General features: G+C 44.0%; 20 protein-coding genes and 1 pseudogene. 2 read left to right on the top strand and 19 right to left on the bottom strand.

Features of this window, described 5'->3' with window-relative positions; all coding sequences use genetic code 11:
- Positions 1-70: 70 nt before the first annotated feature.
- The 12 genes and pseudogenes from ACQ86K_RS13390 to ACQ86K_RS13335 all read right to left on the bottom strand — a co-directional run bounded on the left by ACQ86K_RS13390 (position 71) and on the right by ACQ86K_RS13335 (position 15723).
- Positions 71-1432, bottom strand: coding sequence for a 3-keto-disaccharide hydrolase (locus tag ACQ86K_RS13390; protein ID WP_091164879.1), 1362 nt, complete (start codon positions 1430-1432; stop codon positions 71-73).
- A gap of 135 nt (positions 1433-1567) precedes the next feature.
- Positions 1568-2899 (bottom strand): Gfo/Idh/MocA family protein, encoded by a 1332-nt coding sequence (locus ACQ86K_RS13385; protein WP_091164881.1) that lies wholly within the window; start codon positions 2897-2899, stop codon positions 1568-1570.
- 285 nt (positions 2900-3184) lie between these two features.
- On the bottom strand, positions 3185-4003 hold the full coding sequence (locus tag ACQ86K_RS13380) for a peptidoglycan-binding domain-containing protein (protein ID WP_091164883.1): 819 nt from the start codon (positions 4001-4003) through the stop codon (positions 3185-3187).
- A gap of 165 nt (positions 4004-4168) precedes the next feature.
- Positions 4169-5200 carry an aldo/keto reductase gene (locus ACQ86K_RS13375; RefSeq protein ID WP_091164884.1) on the bottom strand — a complete coding sequence of 344 codons (1032 nt, stop codon included), beginning with the start codon at positions 5198-5200 and terminating at the stop codon, positions 4169-4171.
- A gap of 641 nt (positions 5201-5841) precedes the next feature.
- Positions 5842-6762 (bottom strand): NAD(P)/FAD-dependent oxidoreductase, encoded by a 921-nt coding sequence (locus ACQ86K_RS13370; RefSeq protein WP_431200535.1) that lies wholly within the window; start codon positions 6760-6762, stop codon positions 5842-5844.
- A 96-nt stretch (positions 6763-6858) separates the two neighbouring features.
- Positions 6859-9923, bottom strand: a pseudogene (locus ACQ86K_RS13365) (efflux RND transporter permease subunit).
- A 9-nt stretch (positions 9924-9932) separates the two neighbouring features.
- On the bottom strand, positions 9933-10985 hold the full coding sequence (locus ACQ86K_RS13360) for an efflux RND transporter periplasmic adaptor subunit (RefSeq protein ID WP_431200534.1): 1053 nt from the start codon (positions 10983-10985) through the stop codon (positions 9933-9935).
- Between the two features lie 12 nt (positions 10986-10997).
- Positions 10998-12362: a TolC family protein gene (locus ACQ86K_RS13355; protein ID WP_431200533.1), complete on the bottom strand. Its 1365-nt coding sequence runs from the start codon at positions 12360-12362 to the stop codon at positions 10998-11000.
- 55 nt (positions 12363-12417) lie between these two features.
- Positions 12418-13029 (bottom strand): TetR/AcrR family transcriptional regulator, encoded by a 612-nt coding sequence (locus ACQ86K_RS13350; protein ID WP_431200532.1) that lies wholly within the window; start codon positions 13027-13029, stop codon positions 12418-12420.
- A gap of 325 nt (positions 13030-13354) precedes the next feature.
- A complete protein-coding gene (locus ACQ86K_RS13345) occupies positions 13355-13849 on the bottom strand; it encodes an SDR family NAD(P)-dependent oxidoreductase (protein WP_431200531.1) in 495 nt (164 codons plus the stop codon).
- 122 nt (positions 13850-13971) lie between these two features.
- Positions 13972-14130, bottom strand: a complete 159-nt coding sequence (locus ACQ86K_RS13340) for a hypothetical protein (RefSeq protein ID WP_176844510.1) — start codon at positions 14128-14130, stop codon at positions 13972-13974.
- A 795-nt stretch (positions 14131-14925) separates the two neighbouring features.
- Positions 14926-15723: an SDR family oxidoreductase gene (locus ACQ86K_RS13335; protein WP_091170939.1), complete on the bottom strand. Its 798-nt coding sequence runs from the start codon at positions 15721-15723 to the stop codon at positions 14926-14928.
- Positions 15724-15854: 131 nt separating this feature from the next.
- Between ACQ86K_RS13335 and ACQ86K_RS13330 the strand changes: the two genes are divergently transcribed.
- Positions 15855-16214, top strand: a complete 360-nt coding sequence (locus ACQ86K_RS13330; protein WP_091170936.1) for a winged helix-turn-helix transcriptional regulator — start codon at positions 15855-15857, stop codon at positions 16212-16214.
- 162 nt (positions 16215-16376) lie between these two features.
- Here ACQ86K_RS13330 and ACQ86K_RS13325 read toward each other — a convergent pair whose 3' ends face one another.
- From ACQ86K_RS13325 to ACQ86K_RS13310, 4 genes are all read right to left on the bottom strand, one after another.
- Positions 16377-17297: a helix-turn-helix domain-containing protein gene (locus ACQ86K_RS13325; RefSeq protein WP_091170933.1), complete on the bottom strand. Its 921-nt coding sequence runs from the start codon at positions 17295-17297 to the stop codon at positions 16377-16379.
- Between the two features lie 12 nt (positions 17298-17309).
- Positions 17310-18236 (bottom strand): NAD(P)H-binding protein, encoded by a 927-nt coding sequence (locus ACQ86K_RS13320; RefSeq protein WP_091170930.1) that lies wholly within the window; start codon positions 18234-18236, stop codon positions 17310-17312.
- Between the two features lies 1 nt (position 18237).
- Positions 18238-19128, bottom strand: a complete 891-nt coding sequence (locus ACQ86K_RS13315; RefSeq protein WP_091170926.1) for an SDR family oxidoreductase — start codon at positions 19126-19128, stop codon at positions 18238-18240.
- A 112-nt stretch (positions 19129-19240) separates the two neighbouring features.
- Positions 19241-19633, bottom strand: a complete 393-nt coding sequence (locus tag ACQ86K_RS13310) for a Crp/Fnr family transcriptional regulator (protein ID WP_091170922.1) — start codon at positions 19631-19633, stop codon at positions 19241-19243.
- A gap of 120 nt (positions 19634-19753) precedes the next feature.
- On the opposite strand from ACQ86K_RS13310, the gene ACQ86K_RS13305 reads away from it, so the two are divergent.
- Positions 19754-19927 carry a winged helix-turn-helix transcriptional regulator gene (locus tag ACQ86K_RS13305; protein ID WP_176844509.1) on the top strand — a complete coding sequence of 58 codons (174 nt, stop codon included), beginning with the start codon at positions 19754-19756 and terminating at the stop codon, positions 19925-19927.
- Positions 19928-20365: 438 nt separating this feature from the next.
- Here ACQ86K_RS13305 and ACQ86K_RS13300 read toward each other — a convergent pair whose 3' ends face one another.
- The 3 genes from ACQ86K_RS13300 to ACQ86K_RS13290 all read right to left on the bottom strand — a co-directional run bounded on the left by ACQ86K_RS13300 (position 20366) and on the right by ACQ86K_RS13290 (position 24902).
- The gene (locus ACQ86K_RS13300) at positions 20366-21172 is read right to left on the bottom strand and encodes a hypothetical protein (protein ID WP_431200530.1); all 807 of its coding nucleotides are present in this window, start codon (positions 21170-21172) and stop codon (positions 20366-20368) included.
- 98 nt (positions 21173-21270) lie between these two features.
- The gene (locus ACQ86K_RS13295) at positions 21271-24102 is read right to left on the bottom strand and encodes an ABC transporter permease (RefSeq protein WP_431200529.1); all 2832 of its coding nucleotides are present in this window, start codon (positions 24100-24102) and stop codon (positions 21271-21273) included.
- Positions 24093-24902: a hypothetical protein gene (locus tag ACQ86K_RS13290; protein ID WP_431200528.1), complete on the bottom strand. Its 810-nt coding sequence runs from the start codon at positions 24900-24902 to the stop codon at positions 24093-24095. Before ACQ86K_RS13290 ends, ACQ86K_RS13295 begins: the two co-directional genes overlap by 10 nt.
- Positions 24903-25473: the final 571 nt, after the last annotated feature.

Here is a 25473-nt window from a genome sequence, read left to right as displayed (position 1 = left end):
GTAACGATGATTGAAGACTTGCGAAGTTTTAAAACTTCGCAAGTCTGGATTTTAGCATATTATGTGCTGTTTACTTCAACTCCTTAACCTTAATACTCCTGAAAAACACTTCATTGCCATGATCTTGTAGTAATAAATGCCCTTCAGCGGCTTCGCCAAAGTTTTTCCAGATTTTGTACTTACTGATTGCTACCAGGTCGCGGAAAGTTTTTGAACCGCGTTCGTATTCCAGTACTTTAACACCGTTCAGGTAGTGCTCAACATGGTTGTTTGGATATACTACCACACGACCAGTATTCCAGGCACCTATCGGGTGTACAAAACGTTCTTGTTTATTGGCTTTGATAAGGTCATACAACGAGGCTAATGTACGGTCGCCATCGCGGCCAAGTTTGGCATCGGGGTGCAGTTTATCATCAAGTACCTGGTACTCCAAGCCAATAGCCGACCCTTTGGTAACTTCAGACAGGGTGACAAAATATTTGACACCGCTATTAGCACCCGGAGTAAGCTTAAACTCAAACGACAGGTCAAAAGCGCTATAATTATCATTGGTTACGATATCGCCGCCGCCTGATTCTTCTTGTCCTGCAGATGGCAGCACGTGCATAGTGCCGTTAGCATATTCCCAGCCTTTTTCAGGAAAACCTTTGAGGGTTGCACCGCGCCAGCCGGTATTGGTTTTGCCATCATATAATAACTTCCAGCCATTTGCTTTTTCGGCCGCTGTTAAGCTGTTTGGTGTAAGGTTAACAACATACACATCCTTTGGAAAAGGGGTGGCTTTTAAATTATTGGTCTTTAGATTAATATTCTTAAAGTATACCTTTTTGCCTGCCTGTTTTTCCTCACTTACCGCATGCACCTGTAAACCTATAAAGCCTTTGCTATCGATAGTATCAACAACATCGCTTGCAGGGACACCATTTACCCATGTCTTCATTTCGTTGCCGATACATTCAATTTTAATGTGATTGTATTCGCCTACTTTAAATGCATCTTTGGCTTTAGGGTTCAGATCAAGCGGATAAAGCCAATCGCGACGGCCTTCGTCATAAATACCACCAGTCCATTTGCGTGAGGACGGGTCTATTTCAAATTGCCTGCCATAAACTTTTCCTTTGCCCTTATTACCGGCCGGGTCGTAATGGCTGCGGGTTTGCACGCCCGAATTACTCAACTCACTTTCAATTTTTGCATCCAACTCTAATATAAAATTACCGTATTCCTTTTCGGTAACTAAAAATGAATTGCCCGAGTTGAGTACAGTAGTGCCTACTATAGCGCCGTCTTCTACTTTATAATCGGCATTGCCGGCAAGCTTTTTCCAGCCTTTAAGAGTTTTACCATCAAACAGTTTGGTTTGCGCGCTTACTGGGCTATATGCCGTTGACGCCAAAAGCATAATTGCAGGGTAGATTATTTTTTTCATATTTGATATTTTCTTGTTTGATTAAAAATATGTCATTGCGAGGAACGAAGCAATGAGCTCCCTCTAAATCTCCCCCAGAAGGGGAGATTTTAAAAGTTTTTAAAGCCCTCTCCTCTGGAGAGGGTTGGGTGAGGCTTACACTTTCACTTCCCAACCCTTTTCATACTCCCTGCGCCAGAGCTTTTGAGCTTCGGGGTCATTTAAAATATGACCATTATTTGGATCGATATGCAATACACGATCAACGCGATATGAGATATTGCCTAATTGCGGCAATAGGGTTGATTTGAAACCGATCTCAATCGGGCAATTCAGTTTATCTGTTCCTCTTACCGAATCGACAAAGTTTTTCATGTGGAAGCCATCCAGTGCCTCCGTCGGGCTTACTTTGTTGGTGCCGTCGACTTTGGTGTCGTCTTTAACCTCTTTTACCAGTTTATTATCACCATCGTAAACCCGATAGCTGTTGCCACTATCATAAAACAGCGTGCCTTTATCGCCATAAAATACTACTCCCCTGCTTAATTTTTCAATATCAAAGCCGTTGCAACTGCGGCATTCCCATTCGGCGGCCGTATTATTGGGGAAATTGTAAAGGATATTTTGTGTGTCGGGTGTTTGCCAGTCGTCATTAAAATGGAAGCGGCCGCCTGTTGATACCACTTTACTCGGATAATCAACACCAAGGCCCCAGCGGATCACGTCCAACTCATGGGTACCATTATTCAGCGCCTCACCCGTGCCCCAGTTCCAAAACCAGTGCCAGTTATAATGGATCAGGTTATCCTGGTAAGGCCTTCTTGGCGCAGGGCCCTGCCATAAATCATAATTTAAATTGGCTGGCACCGGCACCTGTTTGCCTTTGCCTATGCTTGCACGATGATTGGTGTACCAGCCCTTTGCATAATAAGCACGACCGATTACCCCGTCATGCAGTTCCTTCACCATGGCCTGCACATTAGAGAATGAGCGACGCTGGCTGCCCATTTGCACCAGTCGTTTATACTTATTTGCTGCTTCAACAGCCATCTCTCCCTCGTGCGGATTATGACTGCAAGGCTTTTCTACATACACATGTTTGCCGGCCTGGCAGGCCATGATAGTTGCTGGAGCATGCCAGTGATCGGGCGGTGCAACCACTACTGCATCGAGATCCTTTATCTCCAGCATTTTGCGGATATCTGTTAATCCCTGCGGCTTTTTGCCTGTTTGCTTATAGATAGCATCAATCGTTTTAGCAACTACGTTTGCGTCAACATCGCAGATATAACCGATCTCTATATTGGGTAATTTGGCAAAGCTTTGAGCAAGGTATAGGCCCCGGCTGTTAGTGCCCATCATGCCTAATACTACTTTTTCATTAGGCGATCCTTTAAAAAATCCGGTGGCTTTTGATAGTTGCGGCGCAAGCAGGAAACTTGTACCAGCTACGGCAGTGGATTGAATAAACTTTCTACGATTGATCATATTCAAAACAGGTTAATTGGGTTGATAAGCGCGCCCCGGCGGACCGCCCCGCAAATTAGCTAAGTTTTGGAAAGGGCTAAAGCTATCCGGCCATTTTTTTATGAAGCAATTGTAATTTAACTGTTACTTAATTGAACGGAAAGCTTAAGGCTGAAAGCGAAGATCGTTAACGTGAAATAATTTTGACAAGCAAATTGGCTTTAGGCTTTCAGCCCTAAGCTTTAGCTTTTAAAGCAGAAAGCCCCTTTACAGGGGCTCCGGGAGTATTAATTTGCAAAACATGCTTTAAACGAGAGGTTGTATCGAAAACACATCGAGCTTTGAGGTTTGAAAATTACGTACACGTTTGTACACACCGTTGCCGTTGCTGCTTCCGTCGGTATTGGTATTTCCCTCAATGGTATCAAATAAATCGCCATGCACGCCAATAACAATACCTGTATGTACCCAGTCGTTGGGTGTTTTCTGAACCAGGAAAATATCGCCGGGCCTTACTACAGCAGGATTAGCCCTTACTGTTGCAACACGGCTTAACAAACCTTTATTAATGCCGGTAGTACCCACAGTATCGCAACTATAGGTTAGCGGCATAAGTGTACGAAAATCTTTTCCTAACTGGCTTGCGGCCTGGTCAATGATGGTTTGTACAAACCCCATACACCAAAACCACTCTGTTCCTTCATTATTATCCATATAGGCCCGCACCCAGGGACCGCAATTACTTTGCCCCTTAATGGTAAGTTCAAATGGTGCGTTACCTAAATGTTGAATAGCTGTATTCACAACCAATTCCCTTAAGCCGGTACCTGCTACCGGGCTTTTAAATGCTTTTATCATGGGTTGGCATAACTCACCGAAAACATTGCTGTCAACAATGCCGGTTTGCGGCAGGTTTTTTGCTTTTTGGAAATTCTTAACTGCTGTTTCGGTGCCCGGGCCAAAGCTACCGTCAATGCCTGTTGCTGTACCTGCCGAAGGATTGGTAACCGCATACAGGTTAAGCCAGCTTTGAATTTTACTTACTTCTTTTTGATTGTTTGAGGCACCGCCTTTTTGTTGGGTAGCCGATATAGCTATTTCTTTGAGGTATTGTTTTTTGATCATAAAGGAAAGGTTTAATAGTGATAAGGTTTAGATATCGTAATAATGGATATTTCATTACCTTCAAAAGCAAAGCTAAAGCAATCATTACAACTATAACAGCGTACTGTTACGGGATTTAACAGGAAAGCTTACGTAGTTTTACGTAAGCTTTCCTGTTAGTGATTTTTAATATTGTATCGGCAACGGCACCAGCTTTAAATTCTGGCGCTGGTGCCAGTATGGATATATTGGGTCTACCTCGCTGGCGGCATCCAATTTTTTTACCTGCTCAACTGTCAAATTCCATCCTATTGCGCCGAGGTTTTGCTTAAGTTGCTCTTCGTTACGTGCGCCAATTACCAGGTTGGCAATAGTAGGCCTTTGCAGTAACCAGTTCAATGCTACCTGTGCCACAGATTTACCGGTTTCTTCAGCAACTTCGTCAAGCGCGTCAACAATATTGTATAAATGATCAAAATTTGTAGCCGGGCCATGGGCGCCGCCCTGCACGGTCCTCGAGTTTTCGGGGATTGGCTCTCCCCTCCTGAATTTGCCGCTTAGCTGGCCGGATGATAGCGGGCTCCAAACAATAGTGCTTACCTTCTGATCAATACCTAATGGCATCAGTTCCCATTCAAACTCGCGGTTAAGCAACGAATAATATGCCTGATGGGCTACATAACGGCTCCACCCATATCTTTCAGACACCGACAGTGATTTCATTAAATGCCAGCCCGAAAAATTGGAGCAGGCTATATAACGCACTTTACCGCTGGTAACCAAATCATCAAGTGCCCTTAATGTTTCTTCAACCGGGGTGTTCGCATCAAAGCCGTGCATATGATAAATATCTATTCTATCGGTATTTAAACGACGAAGACTGTCTTCGGCCGATTTGATCAGGTGATAGCGAGACGAACCATAATCATTAACGCCCTGCCCCATAGTAAACGTGGCTTTGGTTGAAATCAGCACTTCATTGCGGATGCCTTCCAGGGCCTTACCTAATATTTCTTCAGAAATGCCATGCGAATAAACGTTTGCGGTATCAAATAAGTTAACACCTGCATCAAGGCAAATATTTATTAGCTTCTTTGCCTCGTCAACCTGGGTATTGCCCCATGCTTTAAAAAACTCATTACCACCGCCAAATGTGGCCGTGCCGAAACTTAATACCGGCACCCTTAAACCGGATGCGCCTAATTGTCTGTATTCCATAGTTTAATGTTTTATGATGTAGCAGGCGGTAGCCTGTATTACAAATTTATGCGGAATGGTTGCTGGCAGGGATTTTTGCAAATCATAAGTTTGTCATTTATGGCCACGTGGCTGGAATTATTTTTAATTGCCAATGAAAATCGCCAGCCTATTTCCCCAAAATTACAGGCTTTTGGCCTACTCCAATTACATAAACCAACCGGCCATTGTCCATCTCTTTCGGATTTTTGTCACTATAACCTCTGGGTGATCTGGACCGCCTGTCCATATTAGTTCAGCTTCCAAAAAAGGATTTTTGGAAGCTTTTGCCGCATTCACCCCGCCAAATATTATTCAATTAGGATAAAAGGCGCTTTAAATGAATCATTTAGGGAGATTTCTGTTTTTAAATAAACCAATCAACTAACGGACTGATCCAATCCGTACCTATTTCGCGCCAAAATAAAAAACACTTAGACTATCCTTGCTAAAAGTTTCTTAACGAATAACCTTCCTGAAATTACCGTTCTGATAACATTCATCTTATAAAAAAATTCGCCGCAAAGCCGCCGACCGGAAAATAACGGATTTGGCACAAGCCTCTATCGTATAACTAACCTTACCGTGTTGGGACACGCCAAACCGCATGTTAAATGCAACTTTTATTGCCATCTTAAAAATTCTTCTTCTATCATTGCATTATTTAATAATACTTCTGTTATATTCCCTGTTGATATAGCATATGATACAGCACGAAGAGGATTGGTATTGTCTCCACAAGCGAATATATTATCTACTGTTGTTTTCTGAAATGCATCTACTTTGATAAGTCCCTGTTCTGTCAATTCACAGCCCAATAATTCGGGAATTTTACAATGTTGTTCAAAAGGAGTTCTTGAATAGATAACTTTTAATTGAAAAGTGGAATTGTCTGAAAAAATTATTTCTTCAACTACTCCGTCTTTGTGTTTCAATGAGGTAATTTCCTTTTCAAATATTGAAATATTGTGTCTTTTGATTTCATCGGTTTGCTCTTGTGTCAATTCCGACTTTCCATTGGTAAATATGGTTAAATCATTTTTCCAGTTACGAATGAGTTGAGCCAAATGAAATGCAGCATATCCACTTACCAAAATCTCTGTTTTTTGATTCTTTACTTCATATCCGTGGCAATAGGGACAATGAAGTACTGTAATTCCCCAACATTCGGAAAATCCCTTAATGTTTGGCATGATGTCTTTTAAGCCTGTTGCAAAAACGAGTTTTTTAGCTGAAAATATTTTCCCTGATTGAGTTGAAATCTCAAAGCCTTTATCGGTTTTTGTTCTGCTAACGGCAAGGTCAGTTAAGAATTTTACTGTGTCGTATTTCAACACTTGTTTTTTTGCTTTTTCCGCAATAGCACTGGGTTTTTCTTCGTCTTGCGTAATGAAGTTGTGTGAATGAGGCGTTTGTCGGTTACAAGGCAAACCGCTGTCAATGATTAAAACATTTCTTAATGCTCTTCCCAAAGACATTGCTACTGAAAATCCTGCATAGCTTCCGCCAACTATGATTACGTCAAAACTTTTGTTATCTGCCATTTTGTTAAAATTTGAAAATGCTGTTAATGGAAAAGTTAATGCTAAAAAGCCCCTCTTGTTTAATTAGTTCTCATCTTGATGTTTTTTTCGTTTCAGTCAATTGTTTTTGGATGTGTCGCTTTCCAAATATGGCGGAATCAATTTATACATCACCGGCGTTACGATCCTTGAAAGTATGGTAGAACTGATCAACCCGCCAATTAATACAATCGCTAACGGTGCTATCAAAGGATTAGGATTCAGCGCAATCGGAAGTAAGCCGAAAATGGCGGTGATCGAAGTCAATACCACCGGAAGAAAACGGGTTTCGCCGGCCAAATTGATGGCCTCATCAATGCTGTGTCCTTCCAGACGTAGCTGGTTGGTAAAATCAACCAACAAAAGTGAGTTTTTAACCTGTATGCCTGACAGACCTATAAAACCAATAATGGATACCATTGACATTGGGTTGCCTGTCAGCAGTAACAGTACCACGCCACCAAGTATGCCTAAAGGTATGATCGACAGAACGATAATGATCCCTTTAAATGTTTTAAATTGTAACAGCAGCACGCCGACAAAGAGAAATGTGCTCAGTATGATCACAGACAGGAAGTTGCCGCCCAAAGCATCGCCTTCCGATTCCGCTTCTCCGGATAACTTGTAATAATAGCCCGGCGGCATTTTTAATTTATTCAGTTCAGGAACAACCTCTTTCAGGATATCATTGGCCAAGACATGCTCTTTGGTTAAGGAAGTAACTTTTACAAAGCGCGATTTATTGAAATGGTTGATCGCCGTTGGCGACGTTTCAAACGAGATAGTAGCAATCTGGTTAACCAGCACCGGGGTGCCCTGTATATTATTTACGTACAGATTCTTCAGGGCGTCCAGGTTCGAGAACTTATTCCTGGGCAGGGTGATCACCACATTCCGCGAATCGCCCCTGTCGTCGATATAGTCACCCACGTTTAGTCCCGCCACAGCCATTCTTACTACTTTATCCACGTCACTGGTAAGCACACCTAAGGTACGGGCCTTCTCTTTGTCAATTTTTATTTTAACGTCTGACTTATAGGTATTCAATTCGTTGTTGATATAAAAAGTGCCCGGATTTTTTTCAGGACCTCCTCCACTTTAAAGGAAAGCTTCCGTAAGGTGTCCTGATCCTCACCAAAAACCCTCACCACAATATTGGCTTCAATCGGAGTACCTTGTTCAAAATCTTTAACTTCTATCCTTGCATAAGGAAAATCGTTGAATTTTTTTCGCAGTTGTTTGATCAGATCTGTTTTCGATTTTGGACTTGCCTCTTCGTCCAGTTGAACGAATACCTGGGCGAAGTCAGGCTTTACATCCTGCTGGTGCACGTTGTAATAGATCTGTGGATTGCCTTTGCCCACGTTAGATGTGTAATAAACGATCTCTTTGTGTTTCTTCAGTTCACTTTCTACCAGCCTGGTTACCCGGTCACTTTCGGGAATATCAGCTTGCAGGGGCAGTTTGATATTGATCAGGAACATCGGCTTTTCAGAGGTCGGGAAAAGCTTAAACCCGGTTTGTGTAAATAAGAAAAAAGCAAGCCCGCTTAAGGCCAACGAGATCCCGATAGTAGTTTTGGGCCACTTTAAGGCAAGCGGCATTACCCGGGCATAAGACATGGTGAGGAAACGTTGCAGGTGCTTTAAAAAGAAGTTACCCTCGCCATGGGTATGTGTCTTTAACATTCTGCTGCCCAGGAAGGGAACAAGCGTTAAGGCCACGATCATAGAAGCCAGTACACTGGTCATCACAGCCATCGGCAGGCTGCGGATAAACTCACCGGCCATATCGGGCAAAAAGGCAAGTGGCAGAAAGGCGATAACCAATGTAGCCGTACAGCCTATAACCGCTATCCCGATCTGTTGCGTACCTTTCAGGATAGCATCCTTCCGGGAGTGGCCCTCGCGAAGCCAGCGCTCGATGTTCTCAACCACCACAATACTATCGTCTACCAGCAGCCCCAATGCCACCACAAGCCCTACGATACTAAGCTGATTTAAGGAATATCCCAATAAGTTCATGGCAATGAGGCCCAGCGCCAAAGAAAGCGGGATAGAGATCATCACGATAAGCGATGCCCTGAATCCTAATGGCAGCAAGGTAATGATCACTAAAACGATGGCTAATCCAAAATCAAAACCCAGGTGGCCCAAGCGCTCGGAAACCATGTTAGCCTGGTCAAAGTTTTTAACAAGCCGGACATTCTCGGGCAGGCTTTTGCCGAATTCATCCAGTACCGGTAAAAACTCTTGCTGTACGCTGGCGATATTCACATTGTCTTTCATCCCCGCTGTAACCAGCACACAACGGTGCCCGTTCAGCCGGGTGATATGATCGGCAATGCCATCTTTGTAACTCACATCGGCTACATCCTTTAGGTAAATGATCTTGCCATTGGCATTATAAATAACGGTATTGGCCACATCATCAACGGCCTTGAACTTGCCGCTGGTCTTTACGTTGAATATCTTGCTGTCCAGGTTGATGCCGCCGCCGGGGATATCCGCTGCCTCGCTTTGTAAACTGCCTATGACCACATTGAGCGGTATTTTTAACTGTGCCAGTTTATCCAGCTGCATGTCGATACGGATCTCCTGCTCTGGCATTCCAAAATACTTAACATCCTTCAGGTTGGTGATCTTCTCCAGGCGCGTTTTCAAAATATCCGCTTCATCCCTTAATAACTTTCCGGAAGCGTTATCAGAAACTAACGCCACTTGCAGTACCTTTACATCAGATGAGGATATTTTTTCTGTTTTGATCAGATAAATATCTTTTGGAAGCTCGCTATTTTTTAAAGCGTTGATCTCTGTCGATATCTCCTGGTATTTGTTGTCTACGTCCACGCCATATTTAAACTTTGGCTGGATAACCGCAACACCGTCTTCCACAGTGGTCAGGATCTTTTCGATGTTTTCCAGTCTGTAAATTTTGTTCTCAATGGGTTTTACCACCTGCTCTTCCATATCTTTCGGACTCGTGCCTGGATAGATCACAGTGATTAGGTATTGCGGCGGATGGGTGGTTGGGTCTTCCGACCGTGGCATGGTAAACAACGTTAATACGCCTACTACAGCGACAAGCAAAAATATGATCAGTGTGAACTGGTAGTTCTTAACTGCGAAATTTGTGATTTTCATAACTGCAGCTTACTTGATGATTTTAATAATGGACTGTTCGTTGAGGTAGGCGCTGTTGGAAACCACGATCTGGTCTATACCTTCCAATTTATCCTTGAGATATACATTGTCGTTATCGAACTTCAGGATGGTAACCGGCACTCTTTTTACACGGGTCGCGCTAACGGTAGTAAACACAAAACCTTTATTGCCATCGGCCTCCACCAGCGATCCATAGGGGATCACCATCACAATTTCATCCTGGTGGGTGGCTATTTCCGCCTTGCCAAACATGCCAACCGCAGGTTTTATGCCACTTAAATTCAGCTTCAGCTCTACCTGGAACGATCCAAGGGCCTGGTCTGCAGCCTGCGACTTGCGAAATACCACCGCATCAAATTGCCTGCCTGCGTATCCATCGAGCGTGACTTTGGCTGTTTGCCCCGGTTTGACGATGGCCCATTCGCGGTCGGTCACCCCAACCTTTAGTGAATAACTGTTGTGCTGTTCGGTGGAATTGATGAGCAACACTGGCATTCCTTCGGCAATCACTTCCCCCTCATTGGCGATCTTCTTGCTCACAAAACCATCGGATGCTGCGTATATTTTGGAATAGCGGTCATTAAACGCCACCGCTTCCCGGGCCTTTTGCGCAACGTCAAGGGCAGTTTTAGTATTTTGTAACTGCTCTAAGGTATAAACGCTGTCTTTGTAAAGGTTCATTGCACGGCTGTAATCACGTTGTGCCTTTTCCACACCCAGGCTGGATTGAGCCAGACCGGCTGAAATCTCGGTTGAATTGAGCGTAGCCAGTAATTGGCCTTTTTTAAAGAACTGCCCTTCCTGTACGAAGATCCGGCTGATCACACCACCTATTTTAAAAGCATATTTGGCTTCATCTTCGGTGCTCACCAGGCCGGTTGCACTAATGTGGTCGGGAACTCCTAATATGGGAACCGATGCTGTTTTAACGGCGATGATATCCGGTTCACCCATTGCATTTTGTTCCTGGTGTTTTTGTTTGCAGGAGGTTAGCAGGAATATGGCTGCCATTATTATGCTGAGTAATTGAAGTTTTTTCATTGTTGTATGTTTTTATTGTTGAATTGTAAAACTGGCATTAGCTCGTTCGATAGCCGTATAGGCTATCCAAGTGTCGTAAAGGGCAATGTTGGCATTAAGCTGCGCATCTATCCACTGATTTTGGGCATCCAGCAGTTCGATGTAAATGGCCATTCCTTGCTTATATAGCTTGACCATATCGTTGTAGTAGGTCTGGCTGGTCTTCAACTGGGATTGTGCCGCCTCGTATTGTGCAATGGCGCTTTGCATGGCGGCCTGGCGTACTTTAAGCTCGGTAAGGAGTTGCTGCTGTACATAGTCGGTCTGTGATGCCAGGGCCTCTCGGTCTGCAATCGTTTGTTTTACCCGGTAACTATTTTTCCCGGAGGAGAACAGGTTCCATTCCAGGGAAACGCCAAATAAGTAGTATCGGCTCTGACTGTTGAACTTCCAGTCAAAAGCTTGTGAGCCCAAGTCAATAAAAGTGCCCAACTTGGGGATGATATAAGATTTGGCCAGCCCGTTCAGGTTGCCGTTAATGTCTTTAGCGATCCTGAGCTTGGATAATTCTTCCCTGGCGCTAACGCTATTCCCCAACAATTGCTCCCTTGCGGGTAGCGTGGTAATATCATCCAAAAGGATGCTGTCCGTTAGCGAGCGATTGATCAGGAAGTTAAAATAGTAGCGGGCCGATTCCGCAATTTTCTTTGCGCCGGTAAGTGAGGCATTGATCCTGGATACTTCGTTCTGACTTCTGAGCACAACTGTGCGATTTACTTTACTGTTGTCATACAGCTTGGTATTGATTCTTTGGCTTTCTTCCACCAGCCGGAGCGAGGATTCATAGATCCCGGTAGCATAAATGGCTTTCGAGTAATTATAATAAGCCGTTTTGATCTCTTTGACCAGTTCGCGTTTGTAAAGAAGTACTTCGGCTTTTTGCAGATCAACCTGCTGCTGCTTTATCCTTTTGTTATAGATGAGCTCCGCATTCAAAATTGGAAGTGAAGTGCGAAACTTGGCGTCATAAAAATTATCCGGGTTGAGCAGAATGTGCTGATTTTGCAGCTGCGGAAAAGCATTGCTGCCGGTCAGTTTATTCAGCGTGGAATAAACCCCGTTAAACAGGTCGCCTGTTGGAAAGTCTATCGTCCGTCCGCCGTCGGCTTTAGTATAGGTGGTTGAAAAAGTAACCTCGGGCCCGAACATGCTTTTTGCTTCTTTCAATGCATATACATTTTTTTCGAGTACAAAGTCCTGTTGCTTAATGCTCTGATTGGAGCTGAGCCCCTCGCGGATGTATTCATCCAGCCGGCTTTGAGCTTTTGCCGAGGTAGCGGCTATCAAGGTTGCCGCCACCAGGACAAAACCATATCGGATATGTGTTTTAGATTTCATTTTTAAACCACCGTTATAATTTTAAACATTGTTCAATAAAATATCAAAAAAAGCGTTAACTTTTTTCAAGGAGCGCGACAAAGCACTCATAGCCGCTCTGCATCAGTTCCTCATTCGTTCTGCCTATAAAACTTGTAGTACGGTCTCTGCAGAAGAGGGCACAAATGCCGTGCATTGCGGAAAGGATCATAAAAGTTAGATCTTCTGTATCCAAATCTTTGAATCTTCCCTTTTGCTGGCAGTCCTTAATTACAGAAGCCAGGCGGTCAATTGCTTCCTGTGCTATCTTAAAGCCACCATCATTTTCGGACATTTTTGTCGGTTCCTCCACCAGGAACATCAGGTTATAATAATCCTTGTTTTCCTGTGCAAATTGGATAAAGATGCGGCCCATCGCTTTCAGACGCTCAAAAGGATCACCTACCTTGTCTAAAACTTTGAACTGGTTGAGCAGTAACGCGAACCCTTCCTTATGCAGTTCCTGGAAAATCTCACTTTTATCTTTAAAGTAAAAATAAATAGAGCCTGGGCTGTAGTTGATCTCGTTGGCAATACTACGCATGCTGGCTTGTTCATAGCCTTTTTCAAGGAATACTTTACGTGCTCCGTTTAAAATGCGTTTATGCATTTCCTGTTTCTCTTCCAATTTTCGTTCTGCTATGCCCATTTTTATTAATAATAATATACAAATATAATAGCGCCGGCCAGGTGGCGAAATTTCGCACCACGATTCGGCGTTTAGTTTTTCATGCCGGGGCTAATTTGTCCCATAATATTTATAGCGGATTTTCGGCTCAATAATTTGAATCCAAATAGCATGAACCTATTCTTCCAACCCTGTACAACTCTCGGCTTCCGCCTGTTTTCCAGGGCCCTTACCAGTTCTTCGGCGACATCCTCAACAGAAGACATTACAAATTTTGGAAAATCACTGGTATGCCCACCTGCATGTGAATGAAAGTCTGAGGCTGCAGCACCGGGATTAAAACCCATCACAAAAATTCCTTTTTCTTGAACTCATACCATAGTGATTCCGAGAAATTGGCGACAAAACCTTTGGTAGCTGCATAAACTGATCCGCCCGGAAGGGAAGAATGCGCAAGCAGGGAACCAATATTTACCAAAGCATCACCCTGCCTGGCATTTTGCAAAAACGCATAAGATAAGGTTACCAGGGCATTCATATTGAGCTGCATGGTTGCCAGTTGCTCGTCCAATGGGATGTCAATAAACTTTCCGTAAATACCAGCACCTGCATTGTTGATCAGAACATCGTATTCCCCGGTTTTCAAATGCTCCGCTACTTTTTGCAGGTTGTCTTTATCCGTTAGGTCCGCAACCAAAATGGTATGGCCAGTACCATCCAGATCTTTTATTGCCTTATTTAACTTTTCCTCGCTACGGGCTACCAGTGATACTTGGTAATTTTGAGAAGCCAGGCGTCTGGCTATTTCCAGCCCTATGCCGCCGCTCGCTCCTGTGATCAATACTTTTTTTCATGATTATCCGGTTAATATTTTTTAAACATGTCAAAATTATTGAACATCGTTCAAATAATTAAATTAATTTATTAATCTGACGTCAGCATGATAGTCGGATTAATAAATTGTTATAAGTCGAGTGAAAACTTGCCGTGAAAGTAAGGAAGGAATATTTCGTCAGAAGTACGGCGAACTGGTATGCCGATATTGCCTTGTAGCCTTATGCCCAGGCTTACCTGCACAATGATGTGCCCAGCTATGTGCTTGCTCAATAACGCTGGCATCATGTCGCGGAAGGCGCGTAAAAGCGCCCAGGGATGGGATTTAACTTATGCGACCAATCATCTCGGCCCTTTTGCATTGACGGAGACGTTGGCAACTCATCTTCCCGATAGCGGCGATGGCTTTGGCACGAGAAAACCCGAGGCAATGTGTCAATGCGCTGGAGCCGGGAATAACCCCGCGGGACCAATCTTGGCGGCGAGGACACCAATGCTATTTTACGTTACCTGTTTGGTAAAATATTTTCATTGATCCCTGCCGTTGCCCAATATAAAAGCACGCCCGAAAAAACCGCCATTGCCAATAGTCTTTGCCCGATAGTCCGGTCTCACTACGCGTATTCGAGGTAAATGCCCTTAATGAATTGCGATCAATCGGTAACTTTTGAGCGAATGATAGTAAATTATGAGCGACGAATAGGAAAGTAACCGGAAAACGTAATTTAATCATCTCCAAAAATAATTTTATTCTCAATGCTGGTTTGCACTATAATTTTAACGGTTTTTTATTGATCAACCTAAAACCATATTCCATTCGCTTGTCAGACTCCTATAAATAAAAGCATCCATAGAAGTCATGGTAGCTTGAATGGAACATGGATTCGGTTCCTGGTTTCAAAAACAGGTAATAATCTTTTCAATAAATAAACTCTGCGAACATGGAACTGGATCAATAATGATCGAACTTTCTTCATTATCCGTTCTATATCTGATGCGATTTCCGGAGAATAGAGGTTATCTTATCTTTTGCATCTACAACCTCACAGGTGCCTGTAGTTTGACTTTTCGCCCAATAAGCCGCTATTTTACCACCGGAAAATTACCGCCGTCAATGAAGTAATTCGCTCCGCTGATATAAGATGCTTTTGGCGATGCCAGGAAGTAGATAAGTTCAGCCGTTTCTTCCGGTTCTGCCATCCTGCCCAGCGGTACCCCGCCAACGCGGTCAAAGAGCTTTTGTGTCATCTCATCAAACGTGATGCCTTCTTTGGCTGCCAGCTGACCCAGAAAATCAGACATTGCTTCCGTTTTATTAAGTCCGGGGGAAACAGTAAGTACACGGACGCCATACGGGCCTGCTTCATCAGCGAGTGATTTACTGTAAGAGGTCAGCGCCGCTTTGGCCGCACTATAAGCCATGGTTGATTCCCAAATCGGGTACTGGCCGCTGGTGGAAGAGATGTGGATGATTACGCCGCTTTTCCTTTCCAACATTTTTGGCAATAAGGCCCGGTCTAAACGTACCGATGATAGCAGGTTGATCTCCAGCGCCTGGTACCAATGCTCATCAGCAAGCGTACTGAAACCGCCACCGGGAAAGGTGTTCGCTCCCATATTATTGATCAGAATATCAACCCCGCCATACCTTTCGCTAATCTCTGCCGCGACTTTTTCTACATCCTCACGCTTTGCCAGATCGGCGGCAATAAAGTGATATGGCTTATTATGCTCATCCGGCTTGTTTCGTGCCGTAACGATGACCGTTGCGCCGGCCTGTGATAATCTCGCGGTTACCGCTTTACCTATGCCTTTGGTGCCGCCTGTTACCAGTGCTATTTTTCCTTCAAGATCCCTGATCAGTTGCTGCTGTATTTCCATTTTTCTATGTTATTTACTTTTGTTTCACAAAGAAACTAAAGCAGATGAACTATATTTGATGATACACTGCTATTAGTGGTTACAAGCTGGTAACTAAAGCAAAATAGCAGTAACCTATTGGTAACTAACAAATGAGAAAGATGCTGCAAAATCCCGAAAACTGCGCTGTTGTAAGAACGGTGGGTTATATCGGAAACAAATGGAAACCCATCATACTGGTGCGCTTGCTGAACGGAGGAAAGGTTCGGTTTGGCAAGCTTTGTGTGCAAATGGCTGATATTTCACGCAAAATACTCAGTCAGCAATTGAAGGAGCTGGAAGAGGATGGACTGATCATCCGTCATACTTATATGGAAAAGCCGCCACGGGTAGAATATGAGCTCAGTGAACTGGGCAAAACGCTTATTCCGGTGTTGAAAGCCATGTATGACTGGGGAAATCAGATCGCACTGCCGGAACAGCAGGGGACCTGGGATCCGGTAGTGAAATGATAGCATAGTTTTTCATAACAAGGCGATCCTTATCAAATCACAACAGTACTTTAATGGTCATCGACCAACTCTTTTAATGGCATACAAGAAAGCATCGCTCAGAACAGGTTTCCTGCATGAGGCGGTTTTGTTGGATTGGATCAACCACAATTAACAGAACGATCAGTTAAAAGATTGCCGGAATTCCAGTGGCGAGAGGCTGGTTTTGGTCTTAAACAGTTTACTGAACGACTGCAGGTGTTCGAACCCGAGTTCATAAGCGATCTCGCTGACCGTAAGGTTGGTCGTGGACAATTTTTCCTTGGCCAGCTCTATCAGCTTATGATGCAGGTGCTGCTGCATGGTTTGCCCGGTCAGTGTTTTGAGCAGGCTGCTAAGATACCCCGGGGAAATATTCAGTATTTCGGCGATGTGGGTTACGCTCGGCAGACCCTGCTTCGCTAAGGTTCCGCTGTTAAAATAACTGTCCAGATGATCTTCCAGCCTAGTCAATAGTTCATGACTGGATTTTTTACGGGTAATAAATTGACGCTGGTAAAAACGTTCCGAATAGGTGAGCAATAACTCCAGTTGCGCAATGATGACGCTTTGGCTGAAACGGTCGATAGCGGTGTTATATTCCTGTTCTATCTGGCCCGCGATCGCGGTGAGCATTGTCTCTTCCTTTTCGGACAGGTACAGCGCCTCGTTCACCGAATAGCTAAAGAACTCATACTGTTTGATGTTTTTGGCCAGCGCCGTGTTCCACAGAAAGTCCGGGTGGATCAGGACCATCCAGCCTTCAGGCTTTTTTGTTGTATGCTCCACACTTTCCACGCCAAACAACTGACCGGGCGACATAAAGAAGAGCACACCCTCGTCAAAGTCGCTGTTTTGCTGGCCATAGCGGAACTTGACATGCTGCATTTTCTTCATCGAGATCCAGTAAAAGTCCCCCACCAGGCTAAATGGCACCTCGGCGATCGGCAGGTTAATATTTTCCATGCGGACCACACTGATCAGCGGATGAGCTGGTTTGGGCAAGCCCACGGCACGATGATAGTCGCTGATGGTGCTGAAACGGAAAGGCGTTGAATTGCTCATCACACAAGGTACTTAATTTTGATGGTATACCCGGGCAAACTCCTGGGCAAAATTTGTGAGCTTAACGTTGCCCATTTTCGGGTGATTACGATGAAAGTTTTCCAGCGGTTTACCGCTGTGCATAGCGGCCTGCATTTCTACCAAAGTTTCCGCGAGTTTTTCGGGTACTTTAGCCATTTTCAATCCCTGCAGCATGGCTTTATCGCTCAGCAACACCCATTTCAGCCAGGGCTTGCCTACCGCCGTGCCGATGATCCTGGCCGCTTCGTTGCAGGTCAGCTCCTCACTGCCTACATAGCGAATGGTGCTTTGCTCAGTCATCAGCACCAGCTCTTCCGCGACTGCCACGGCAATATCTTTGGGCGATACGAAAATAATGCGGTCGTCACCGCCACAATTGCCCATCAACAGGCCGGTCTTCCCCGTCAGCAATGCCCAAAAGCCGGAGTAACGCAGTGTGAGTAGTTTGCCCATCAGGCCCCTGCCTTTGATCATGTCGACATGCTGATAAAAGTTCGTATAAAATGATCCGGGGCGCATAAAAGTCACGGAAGCTTCCAGGCTGTTAAACTCGTTCTCGAGGTTTTCGCTTTTGATCAGGTCGGCGACCCAACCGCTCATCACGACTACGCGCTTGACCTTCGTTGTGTTTAAAGCTTGCACGTAGTTTTTAGCTATCCGGCGCAGGTACTTGCCCAGGTCCGGCTCCGTAAAACTGAGCGGAATCATGGCGTAAACCGCATCTGCCCCCTGAAAGGCTGCTGTAAGGAAATCAACATCGGCAATAGAGCCTATGGCAGCCGAAGCGCCCAGCGCTTCAATGGCTGTTTGTTTTTTTACATCACTGCTGATTACAGTAACCTCGTGTTCCAGAGTTACCAATATTTCTGTCAGCGGTTGGCTAATGTTCCCTAAAGAACCGGTTACAACTAACTTCATCTTATTGGGTGTAAATGCCGTTTTCTATATCGGTTAACAGGAAAGGATGTGTTGGCTGCCAGTTTAAGTGTTCTTGGGTCCACGTGCTCGAAGTCGGGCAATCGATCGCCGCCATGTGGGCAAACCAGCCGAAATGCCCGGCTGCTTCTTCGCTGGTAATCGATCTGACCGGTAGGTTCAATTGAGCGCCAATGGCCTCGGCGATGCTTTTAACGGTTATGCCTTCTTCTGTATTCGCATGGAAACGCGCTCCGGGCGTTGCCTGCTCCAATGCTAAACGGTACAATAACGTAGCGTCCAGCCGGTGTCCCGCGTTCCAGCGGTTCTGTCCTTCGCCAATGTAGGCAGAGAACCCTTTTTCTCGTGCCAGATTCACCAGGATAGGGATAAAGCCGTGTTTGTCCCCATCGCCATGCACTGAAGGCGGCAAACGCACAATGGCGGCACGGACGCCGGCGGCTGCGGCAGTTTCTGCTGCCCGCTCCGAGGCGCGCGGCCAGGCAGGGTTGAATGGTGATGGCATATCTTCGACAGCCAGACTACCGGGATTTACCAGGGCGGTCCCTGAAGTAACGATCAGTGGACGGTCTGAACCGGCCAGTACACTGGCTATGGTTTCTATGGCCCGCTCATCCACCGCGCAAACTTCGGCAAAGCGTGTAAAGTCGTGGATAAAGCCGCAATGGATCACCCCATCGCTTTCGGCGGTGCCTTTACGCAGGCTATCCAGATCTTCCAGATCGCCGTAAAACACTTCGGCCCCGGCTGCTTTTAATTTGGCTGCTGATGCTTCCGAACGCGCCAGCCCCAGTACCTGGTGACCGCCTTTTAATAATTCCTGCACAACGGCAGTACCTACGAAGCCTGATGCTCCGGTAACGAATACTTTCATATTGGTTCTTTTTGTTAATACAAAGAACCGCCGTTACAGTGGGAAAGATTTATCCAAATCCATGTTTGGTTTAGCCGAAACCATGGTATCTATCGTCAGGTGCGTTGTCTGGTCATGCCGAAGAAGCCGCATGGCCTCTCTTAACAATCTGCCTCCTTACACGGCTGAGGTATGCCCGGGTAAGACCCAGAAAAGACGCCATCATGTATAAGGAGATACGGTTGTATCGTGTTGAATGGTGCTGCACGAACGTTGCATAACGTATCTCCGCCGGATCACTGATGTTGATGAAGATCCGGTTCTGATCAGCCTCAAAATTTTTGGTGGTCAGCGCTTCGATGATCCGCCTGAAGCTTGGCGAAGCGGCGAGCAGTTCATCCCATTTATCTTTTGAAAAGCGGATGATTTCACTGTCCTCCAATGCTTCTATAAAACACTTGGAGGTCTGGCCGGACATTAAGCTGCTGAAGTCCGAGACCCACCAGTTCTCAATGGCGAGCCGCATCACATGTTCCTCCTTGTCATCTTCGATGGGGGAATAAACAGAAACTGCCCTTAACGACTAATGCGACGAAATCACTTACCTCGCCTTCTTCGAGCAGATATTGATTTTTCCGGCCCCTTTTTGAAAGAATTGCAGGAATTGGAGCAAAATCAAATAGTAGCCCGTACGGTGATGCCCACGAAACTGATAACCGTGGAATACGATTTAACGGAACATGGTAAGACTTTAAATGGGGTAATTACCGCTATTTCGGCCTGGGGAGTTACGCATCGAAAATTCCTGTTTAAAAAATAAGCTAAACAGGAATTCTATTATGCATACCGGACACCAACTAAGTTAGTATCAGGTAAAAAAGCGAATTGTGTTAGCTTGCGCCAATAATATTTTATGGCAGGTTTGATATGGAAAAATAAATAGCCTAAACAGGCAAAATGAAGGGTCGAGAAAATAATCATAAAAAACGGGCGGAGAAATCTTTCCCCGTCGGTTCCGGCTCTGCATTAATGTTCAAACAAGGGACACCCAACTGGATTGACTCAATTCACATTTTATCAAAAGAAATTTATTATTTGAAATTAAAAAAGCTCAAATCGGGTACCCATTAATTCAATCCGACACTTAACGAAATAAAAATGTTATTTAACTAGTCGTCTTCGCACGATTTTTTTCCTTCAACATGGATACTGATACTACTTGGATGGATCATACCTAATGTAGAACCGGGCCGGATTCTTAAATATTTTTTAAATACCTTTCCATTACTGCTTTTGATAGTGCGGTATAACTTTCTTCATATCCTTTTCCAGTAAATGGAATCAACGGTTTATCATAATGAATATCTCCGCGGTTGTCAACAAAAACAGAAAAAGAATAATAAAAATTCGCATATGCCTGGTTAATAGCAATATCGTATGTAGGATACATATAATTATCGGACGTATCGAAGTTGTTTAACATGTCGCCAAGAGCGTACCGACGTGTTACTTTAACCAGATTACTTTTACTCTCAACAATTGGAGGTTGACGTGCAGAAAATGCTTTATGATAATCTTTTTCTGCAGAATCCACGAGGGATTTAACAAACAAAGTATCCTGTTTACCGGGTGCCTTTACAGTCGCAGTATCTTTGTGGATCACATTTTTTATGTAATTATCAGCGTAAAAGGTCATATATACATTTGATCCCCTTGTATCTATTGAATCTGCATGGGCTTCAATAAGCTGAAACAATAAACTGTCTCGCGTTATTTCCCTCGCCTTAAACCAGGTCCTTGCTGTGTTAAAGATTGAATCGTACCCACAGGTAAGAGGAAAATTGATGTATTCTTTTTTTATAGGACTATATATACATACAGAGTCGTTTGAAATAAATTCCATTTGCCAATCGGGTTCCAACTGGTAACCATCTTTGCTGAACGAAAGGCCATTATCTAACCTGCGTGCCACTTCGGTATAACTGATACCAAATATCTGCTTAAAAGATATCCTGTCTTTTTCGCCGTTGTGTTTTACTATGACTCTTTGTTTACAAGCTATCAAACAAAAAAGGATTAGGAACGAGTAGAAAATCGGTTTTATTTTTTTAACCAGAGGAGTTACATTCATGGAATAGGTTTAATTTAACGCGTTTCAGCTGATCACTCACTTCTTAAGCTCTGCACCGGGTTGGTAACGGCTGCTCTTATTGCATGATAGCTTACAGTTAACACTGCCACGATGATAGCCAGCAGCCCCGCAGCTCCAAACATCCACCATTGTATTGTAATGCGATTAGCAAAGCCTTGAAGCCAGTTATGCATGGCCCACCACGCTACCGGCGACGACAGCAAAATTGACAACAATATCAGCTTTAAAAAATCTATGGAGAGCAGGCTGTTGATTGATGATATGCTCGCGCCCAAAACTTTCCGTATGCCAATTTCTTTGGTGCGTTGCTCTATGGTAAATGCAGCCAGTCCAAACAAGCCCATCGCAGCTAAAATGATAGTTATGACGGTAAAAACACTGAAAATTGCAGCCAGCTTATCTTCGGCTTTATACTGGGCATTAAAAGCATCATCCATAAAAGTGTAATCGAACAGGGTATCCTTATCGTATTTTTTGAAAATGTTTTGTATCGAACCGATCAGCGTAGGCAAGTTGGTACGCGGTTGTACTTTGGCAAACAGGTAGCGCCCGCCCGAGCCGAGTGTCCAGTCCCTTGCCGTATCGGCTGTAATGAAAAGTCCCAGCGGCTGTACTGCATCTTCTAACGAGCCAAAATTGAAATTTTTCACCACTCCGGCTACTTCAAGTTTCTCGGGCCCCGAATCAATAATAGTTCCTATAGGGTTAAGGGGTAAGTGCAATTTCTCTATAGCCAATTCGTTAATGACCACTTTCGATCCTGCTTCTAAGCGGTTATCCTGTATCGGGGGATATTTCCATTGCAATCCCAAAATAGAGATGAAGTTTTTATCTACTCTTAAACCACGCAGCATCATGCTTTCTTCTTTGGAATTACCGCCTATACCGATTATGTCATAACTCCCGAACATTCCATAACGGGAAGTTGCTACATTACTTATGCCCGGCAATGACATAACATCCCGCTTAAATGCTGCATAACTTTTAAGCCCGCTGCCAGTCGGTATCATGATAACATTATCACGGTCGACACCAGTTTCTGTGTGCCTGAAAAAATAAAGCTGCCGGTCTATTACAATACCACAAATAATCAGTGCTACAGATATCGAAAACTGAAGGGTGGTAAATATCTTCCGGATGATGATACCACCCGATTGTTTGCTCATTTTTCCCTTGAGAGTAATGGCCGGCTTAAAGCCCGACAACACTAATGACGGATAACTGCCGGCTATTAATATCGTTAACACCAACAACCCAAACAAAATAGATAAAGTTAGCGGATTGAGCAGAAATGTATAATCGATTTGCAGTTGAAGAATATTAAAAAATACCGGCTTGAACAACAAACACAACAAACACAACAAACAGCCGATGCCAAATGATATAGTAGAAAAAACAGCTGATTCAACATAAAACTGCATGGCGATGCCTTTGCGGCTTGCACCTGAAACCTTACGCACACCGATCTCTTTTGCCCGCAACGTAGCCCTCGCTGTTGACAGGCTCATATAATTGAACAAGGCCAGCAAAAGGATCAATATAGCAACCAGGGGGAATATGGTAAGGTATTTAAAATTAGAGTTGTCATGCGACCTTTTCAAATGTTGATCCAAGAACGGGAACAGTGAGAATTTAATGTTTGGATCCCTTTCTTTACCCGCATCAAATGCCAGGAGGCCACGCCTCAACACTGCTGTATCCGTACGGTGTTTCAGAAGAAGATAAACATCGAAAGCTCCCCCGCCTATTCCTGGTGCACCGATGAACATGTCAGAAATTCTGGTTTTCATTAAACCGCTGTTGGAAGCAACAAAATTATACTCAATAGAAGAATTGGACGGACAATTTTCGGCCACTCCGGTTACCTGGTAAGTATAGGCGCTATCCGTTTTAATGGTTAGGCGTTTGCCTACAGGGTTTTCATTGCCGAAATATTTTGCAGCCATGGCCTGTGATATCACAACCGAAAAAGGTGAGGATAAAACCTGCGATGCCTGCCCTGACAATAGCTTAAAGGAAAAGAAACTGAAAAAACCAGGATCTGCAAACAACAGTTTATTTTCAGTGAATTTGAGCTCCGGTTTTGAAGGGTTAATAACTACCGACGGCATAAAATAATGCAGCGTACGCATATAGTCTTCCACAACAGGCTGCGTTTGTTTAATGATCGGGCCTGATGCATAACTCATATGATCCATATTAATGGTATTGCCGTTTATTTTTGTTTCGGCAAAAGGCCTGAATATGCGATCTGCATTTTTGTGAAACCGATCATAGCTATGTTCATGGGCAACATAAAGCGAGATGAGCATACATACGGCCAGCCCGACAGCAAGGCCAGAAATATTAATGAAGCTGTAAAGCCTTTGCCGTACCAGGTTTCTCCACCCTATTTTTAAATAATTCTTAAACATATAATTCCGGTTTACTTTATCAGTTGGCCAGTTTGGTTTGGCTTCCTGGTACGAAATTATTGCCGCCGAACGGGAATAAGGGCTCAAATGATAAGTTGGGCCACCTTTTTTCAGGTCATTTTTGTATGCTGCCGGGCTTTTACCCGTGATTTCACGAAAAGTACGATTAAAGGTTGATTTTGAATTAAAACCCGAATCGAAAGCAATGCCCAGCATCGTTAACCTGTCGTAATTGGTGTCCTGCATTTTCAGGGTCACTTCCTGGATACGGTATTCGTTAACAAAGTCATTAAAGTTTTTGCCGAACGTTCCGTTTATAATCCGGGACAGCTCATGGGGATGTATCTTTAGTTTTTCTGCCAGTGTGGTCAGGCTTAGTTCCGGATCATGATATAACCGGTCATCAAGCATGGCTTTCCTTAGCCACACTCCTTTTTCCTGAGCGCAGCAGATGGACCTGACTTTGGCAATACCGGCACATGGGCCGGCACCTCTTTTTCCGGTTTTAAGAAAGCAACAGCTGTTATCCGTATCATTGCAACTGTAAGCAGCAGGTATAAAGGGTAGCAGGCGTATATACCCCGTGCATTGTGGTAATAAAAGTAATTGATTGCTGTAAAAGGTATCCACAATAACCACAGCACACCAAAAATATTCAACCACCGGTGTAACCAGCGCAAGCTCAACCTATACCTGTCGCCCCATCTGTTGAATTTTAAGCCCCGGTAATAGTTTTCAATTAATCTGAAAGAGAGGACCAGGTACACTATCACCGAAATAAATGCTGCCAGGTGTAGTACCGGGCTCATTTGCTGAAACGTTAAAGTATCATCAATGGGCTCACTGGTCCTTAAGCTCTCCTTTATTTCTAACAGCAATATAAATTGTTCTGCCAGTACGGGGCCGGAATGCAGCAGATCCTTCCACCCAAATACCCGATCCGGCCGTACTATCTTTAAAACATAAAAATAAATCAAGGGGCCAAAAGCCAATGAAAACTGCAGTGGTAACCAATTCCAGCGGGGAAAATAGGTTGCCAACCCGATATCGGCACACAACGCCCAAACCATCCACAAAACAATGGTTATCATGGCCACGGCGAGCAAACGGTTAGCCACTCTGTTGATCCCCTTGCCAAACCATAAAAGCAGCGAAAAATTCAACCCGATAAATATGGTTCCGGTTGAGGCGAGGTCATAAAGGCTGATATTAAAGGTATATGGGTTCAAGCGAATCTTTGCTTAATTACATCCAAATTTACATTTATCTGTTGATACGACTCTATTCCTTAATCTAAAAGCACCGTTGTAATGATAGATTTTTTAATTGATATTGATTTATATATCCAACAGACGCTTAATAAAAAAAGTTGTCAACTTTATTGGCAACTTGCCTAAAATTGTACTCCTTGACTTAGTTGGTTCGAACCAACTCAAAGAAGACTTGCCTACAATGTCTAGGATTCCTTTACAAGGAAATAAAAGATGATTTAATCCACCGCACATTCATTAAATAACGTTATTCAATTTGATAAGCGATTTTAGGAACACCTAAAAAGTTAATAATAGTTGTTTATTATTTTTTTACAGGTTCGAGTCCATTAGGGTGCATTTCTGAAAAAAGCCGTTTTGATATCAAAAAACGGCCTTTTTTTGTCGCTAAACGCGAAATAGGATCCTTCGCTGAAATGTTACTGTAACACTTTTGTAACATGATTTACACGTTTAAGAATGCGTTACGTATCTCACCACGGAACGCACCTACTAATGTTCAATTAAGCCTCAGATCCCAGTTTGCGGA

It is taken from the genome of Mucilaginibacter sp. P19 (assembly GCF_050632265.1).
In the GTDB taxonomy this organism is placed as follows: domain Bacteria; phylum Bacteroidota; class Bacteroidia; order Sphingobacteriales; family Sphingobacteriaceae; genus Mucilaginibacter; species Mucilaginibacter gossypii.
This window is presented reverse-complemented; position numbering and strand designations above follow the sequence as displayed.

Excerpts from the sequence above, each read along its gene's own strand:
- ACQ86K_RS13340 (WP_176844510.1), bottom strand. The coding sequence starts at position 14,130 with ATGATGCCAGCGTTATTGAGCAAGCACATAGCTGGGCACATCATTGTG.
- ACQ86K_RS13360 (WP_431200534.1), bottom strand. The coding sequence starts at position 10,985 with ATGAAAAAACTTCAATTACTCAGCATAATAATGGCAGCCATATTCCTG.
- ACQ86K_RS13335 (WP_091170939.1), bottom strand. The coding sequence starts at position 15,723 with ATGGAAATACAGCAGCAACTGATCAGGGATCTTGAAGGAAAAATAGCA.
- ACQ86K_RS13390 (WP_091164879.1), bottom strand. The coding sequence starts at position 1,432 with ATGAAAAAAATAATCTACCCTGCAATTATGCTTTTGGCGTCAACGGCA.
- ACQ86K_RS13380 (WP_091164883.1), bottom strand. The coding sequence starts at position 4,003 with ATGATCAAAAAACAATACCTCAAAGAAATAGCTATATCGGCTACCCAA.
- ACQ86K_RS13350 (WP_431200532.1), bottom strand. The coding sequence starts at position 13,029 with ATGGGCATAGCAGAACGAAAATTGGAAGAGAAACAGGAAATGCATAAA.
- ACQ86K_RS13330 (WP_091170936.1), top strand. The coding sequence starts at position 15,855 with ATGAGAAAGATGCTGCAAAATCCCGAAAACTGCGCTGTTGTAAGAACG.
- ACQ86K_RS13375 (WP_091164884.1), bottom strand. The coding sequence starts at position 5,200 with ATGGAATACAGACAATTAGGCGCATCCGGTTTAAGGGTGCCGGTATTA.
- ACQ86K_RS13370 (WP_431200535.1), bottom strand. The coding sequence starts at position 6,762 with ATGGCAGATAACAAAAGTTTTGACGTAATCATAGTTGGCGGAAGCTAT.
- ACQ86K_RS13320 (WP_091170930.1), bottom strand. The coding sequence starts at position 18,236 with ATGAAGTTAGTTGTAACCGGTTCTTTAGGGAACATTAGCCAACCGCTG.
- ACQ86K_RS13310 (WP_091170922.1), bottom strand. The coding sequence starts at position 19,633 with ATGCGGCTCGCCATTGAGAACTGGTGGGTCTCGGACTTCAGCAGCTTA.
- ACQ86K_RS13325 (WP_091170933.1), bottom strand. The coding sequence starts at position 17,297 with ATGAGCAATTCAACGCCTTTCCGTTTCAGCACCATCAGCGACTATCAT.
- ACQ86K_RS13385 (WP_091164881.1), bottom strand. The coding sequence starts at position 2,899 with ATGATCAATCGTAGAAAGTTTATTCAATCCACTGCCGTAGCTGGTACA.
- ACQ86K_RS13355 (WP_431200533.1), bottom strand. The coding sequence starts at position 12,362 with ATGAAATCTAAAACACATATCCGATATGGTTTTGTCCTGGTGGCGGCA.
- ACQ86K_RS13315 (WP_091170926.1), bottom strand. The coding sequence starts at position 19,128 with ATGAAAGTATTCGTTACCGGAGCATCAGGCTTCGTAGGTACTGCCGTT.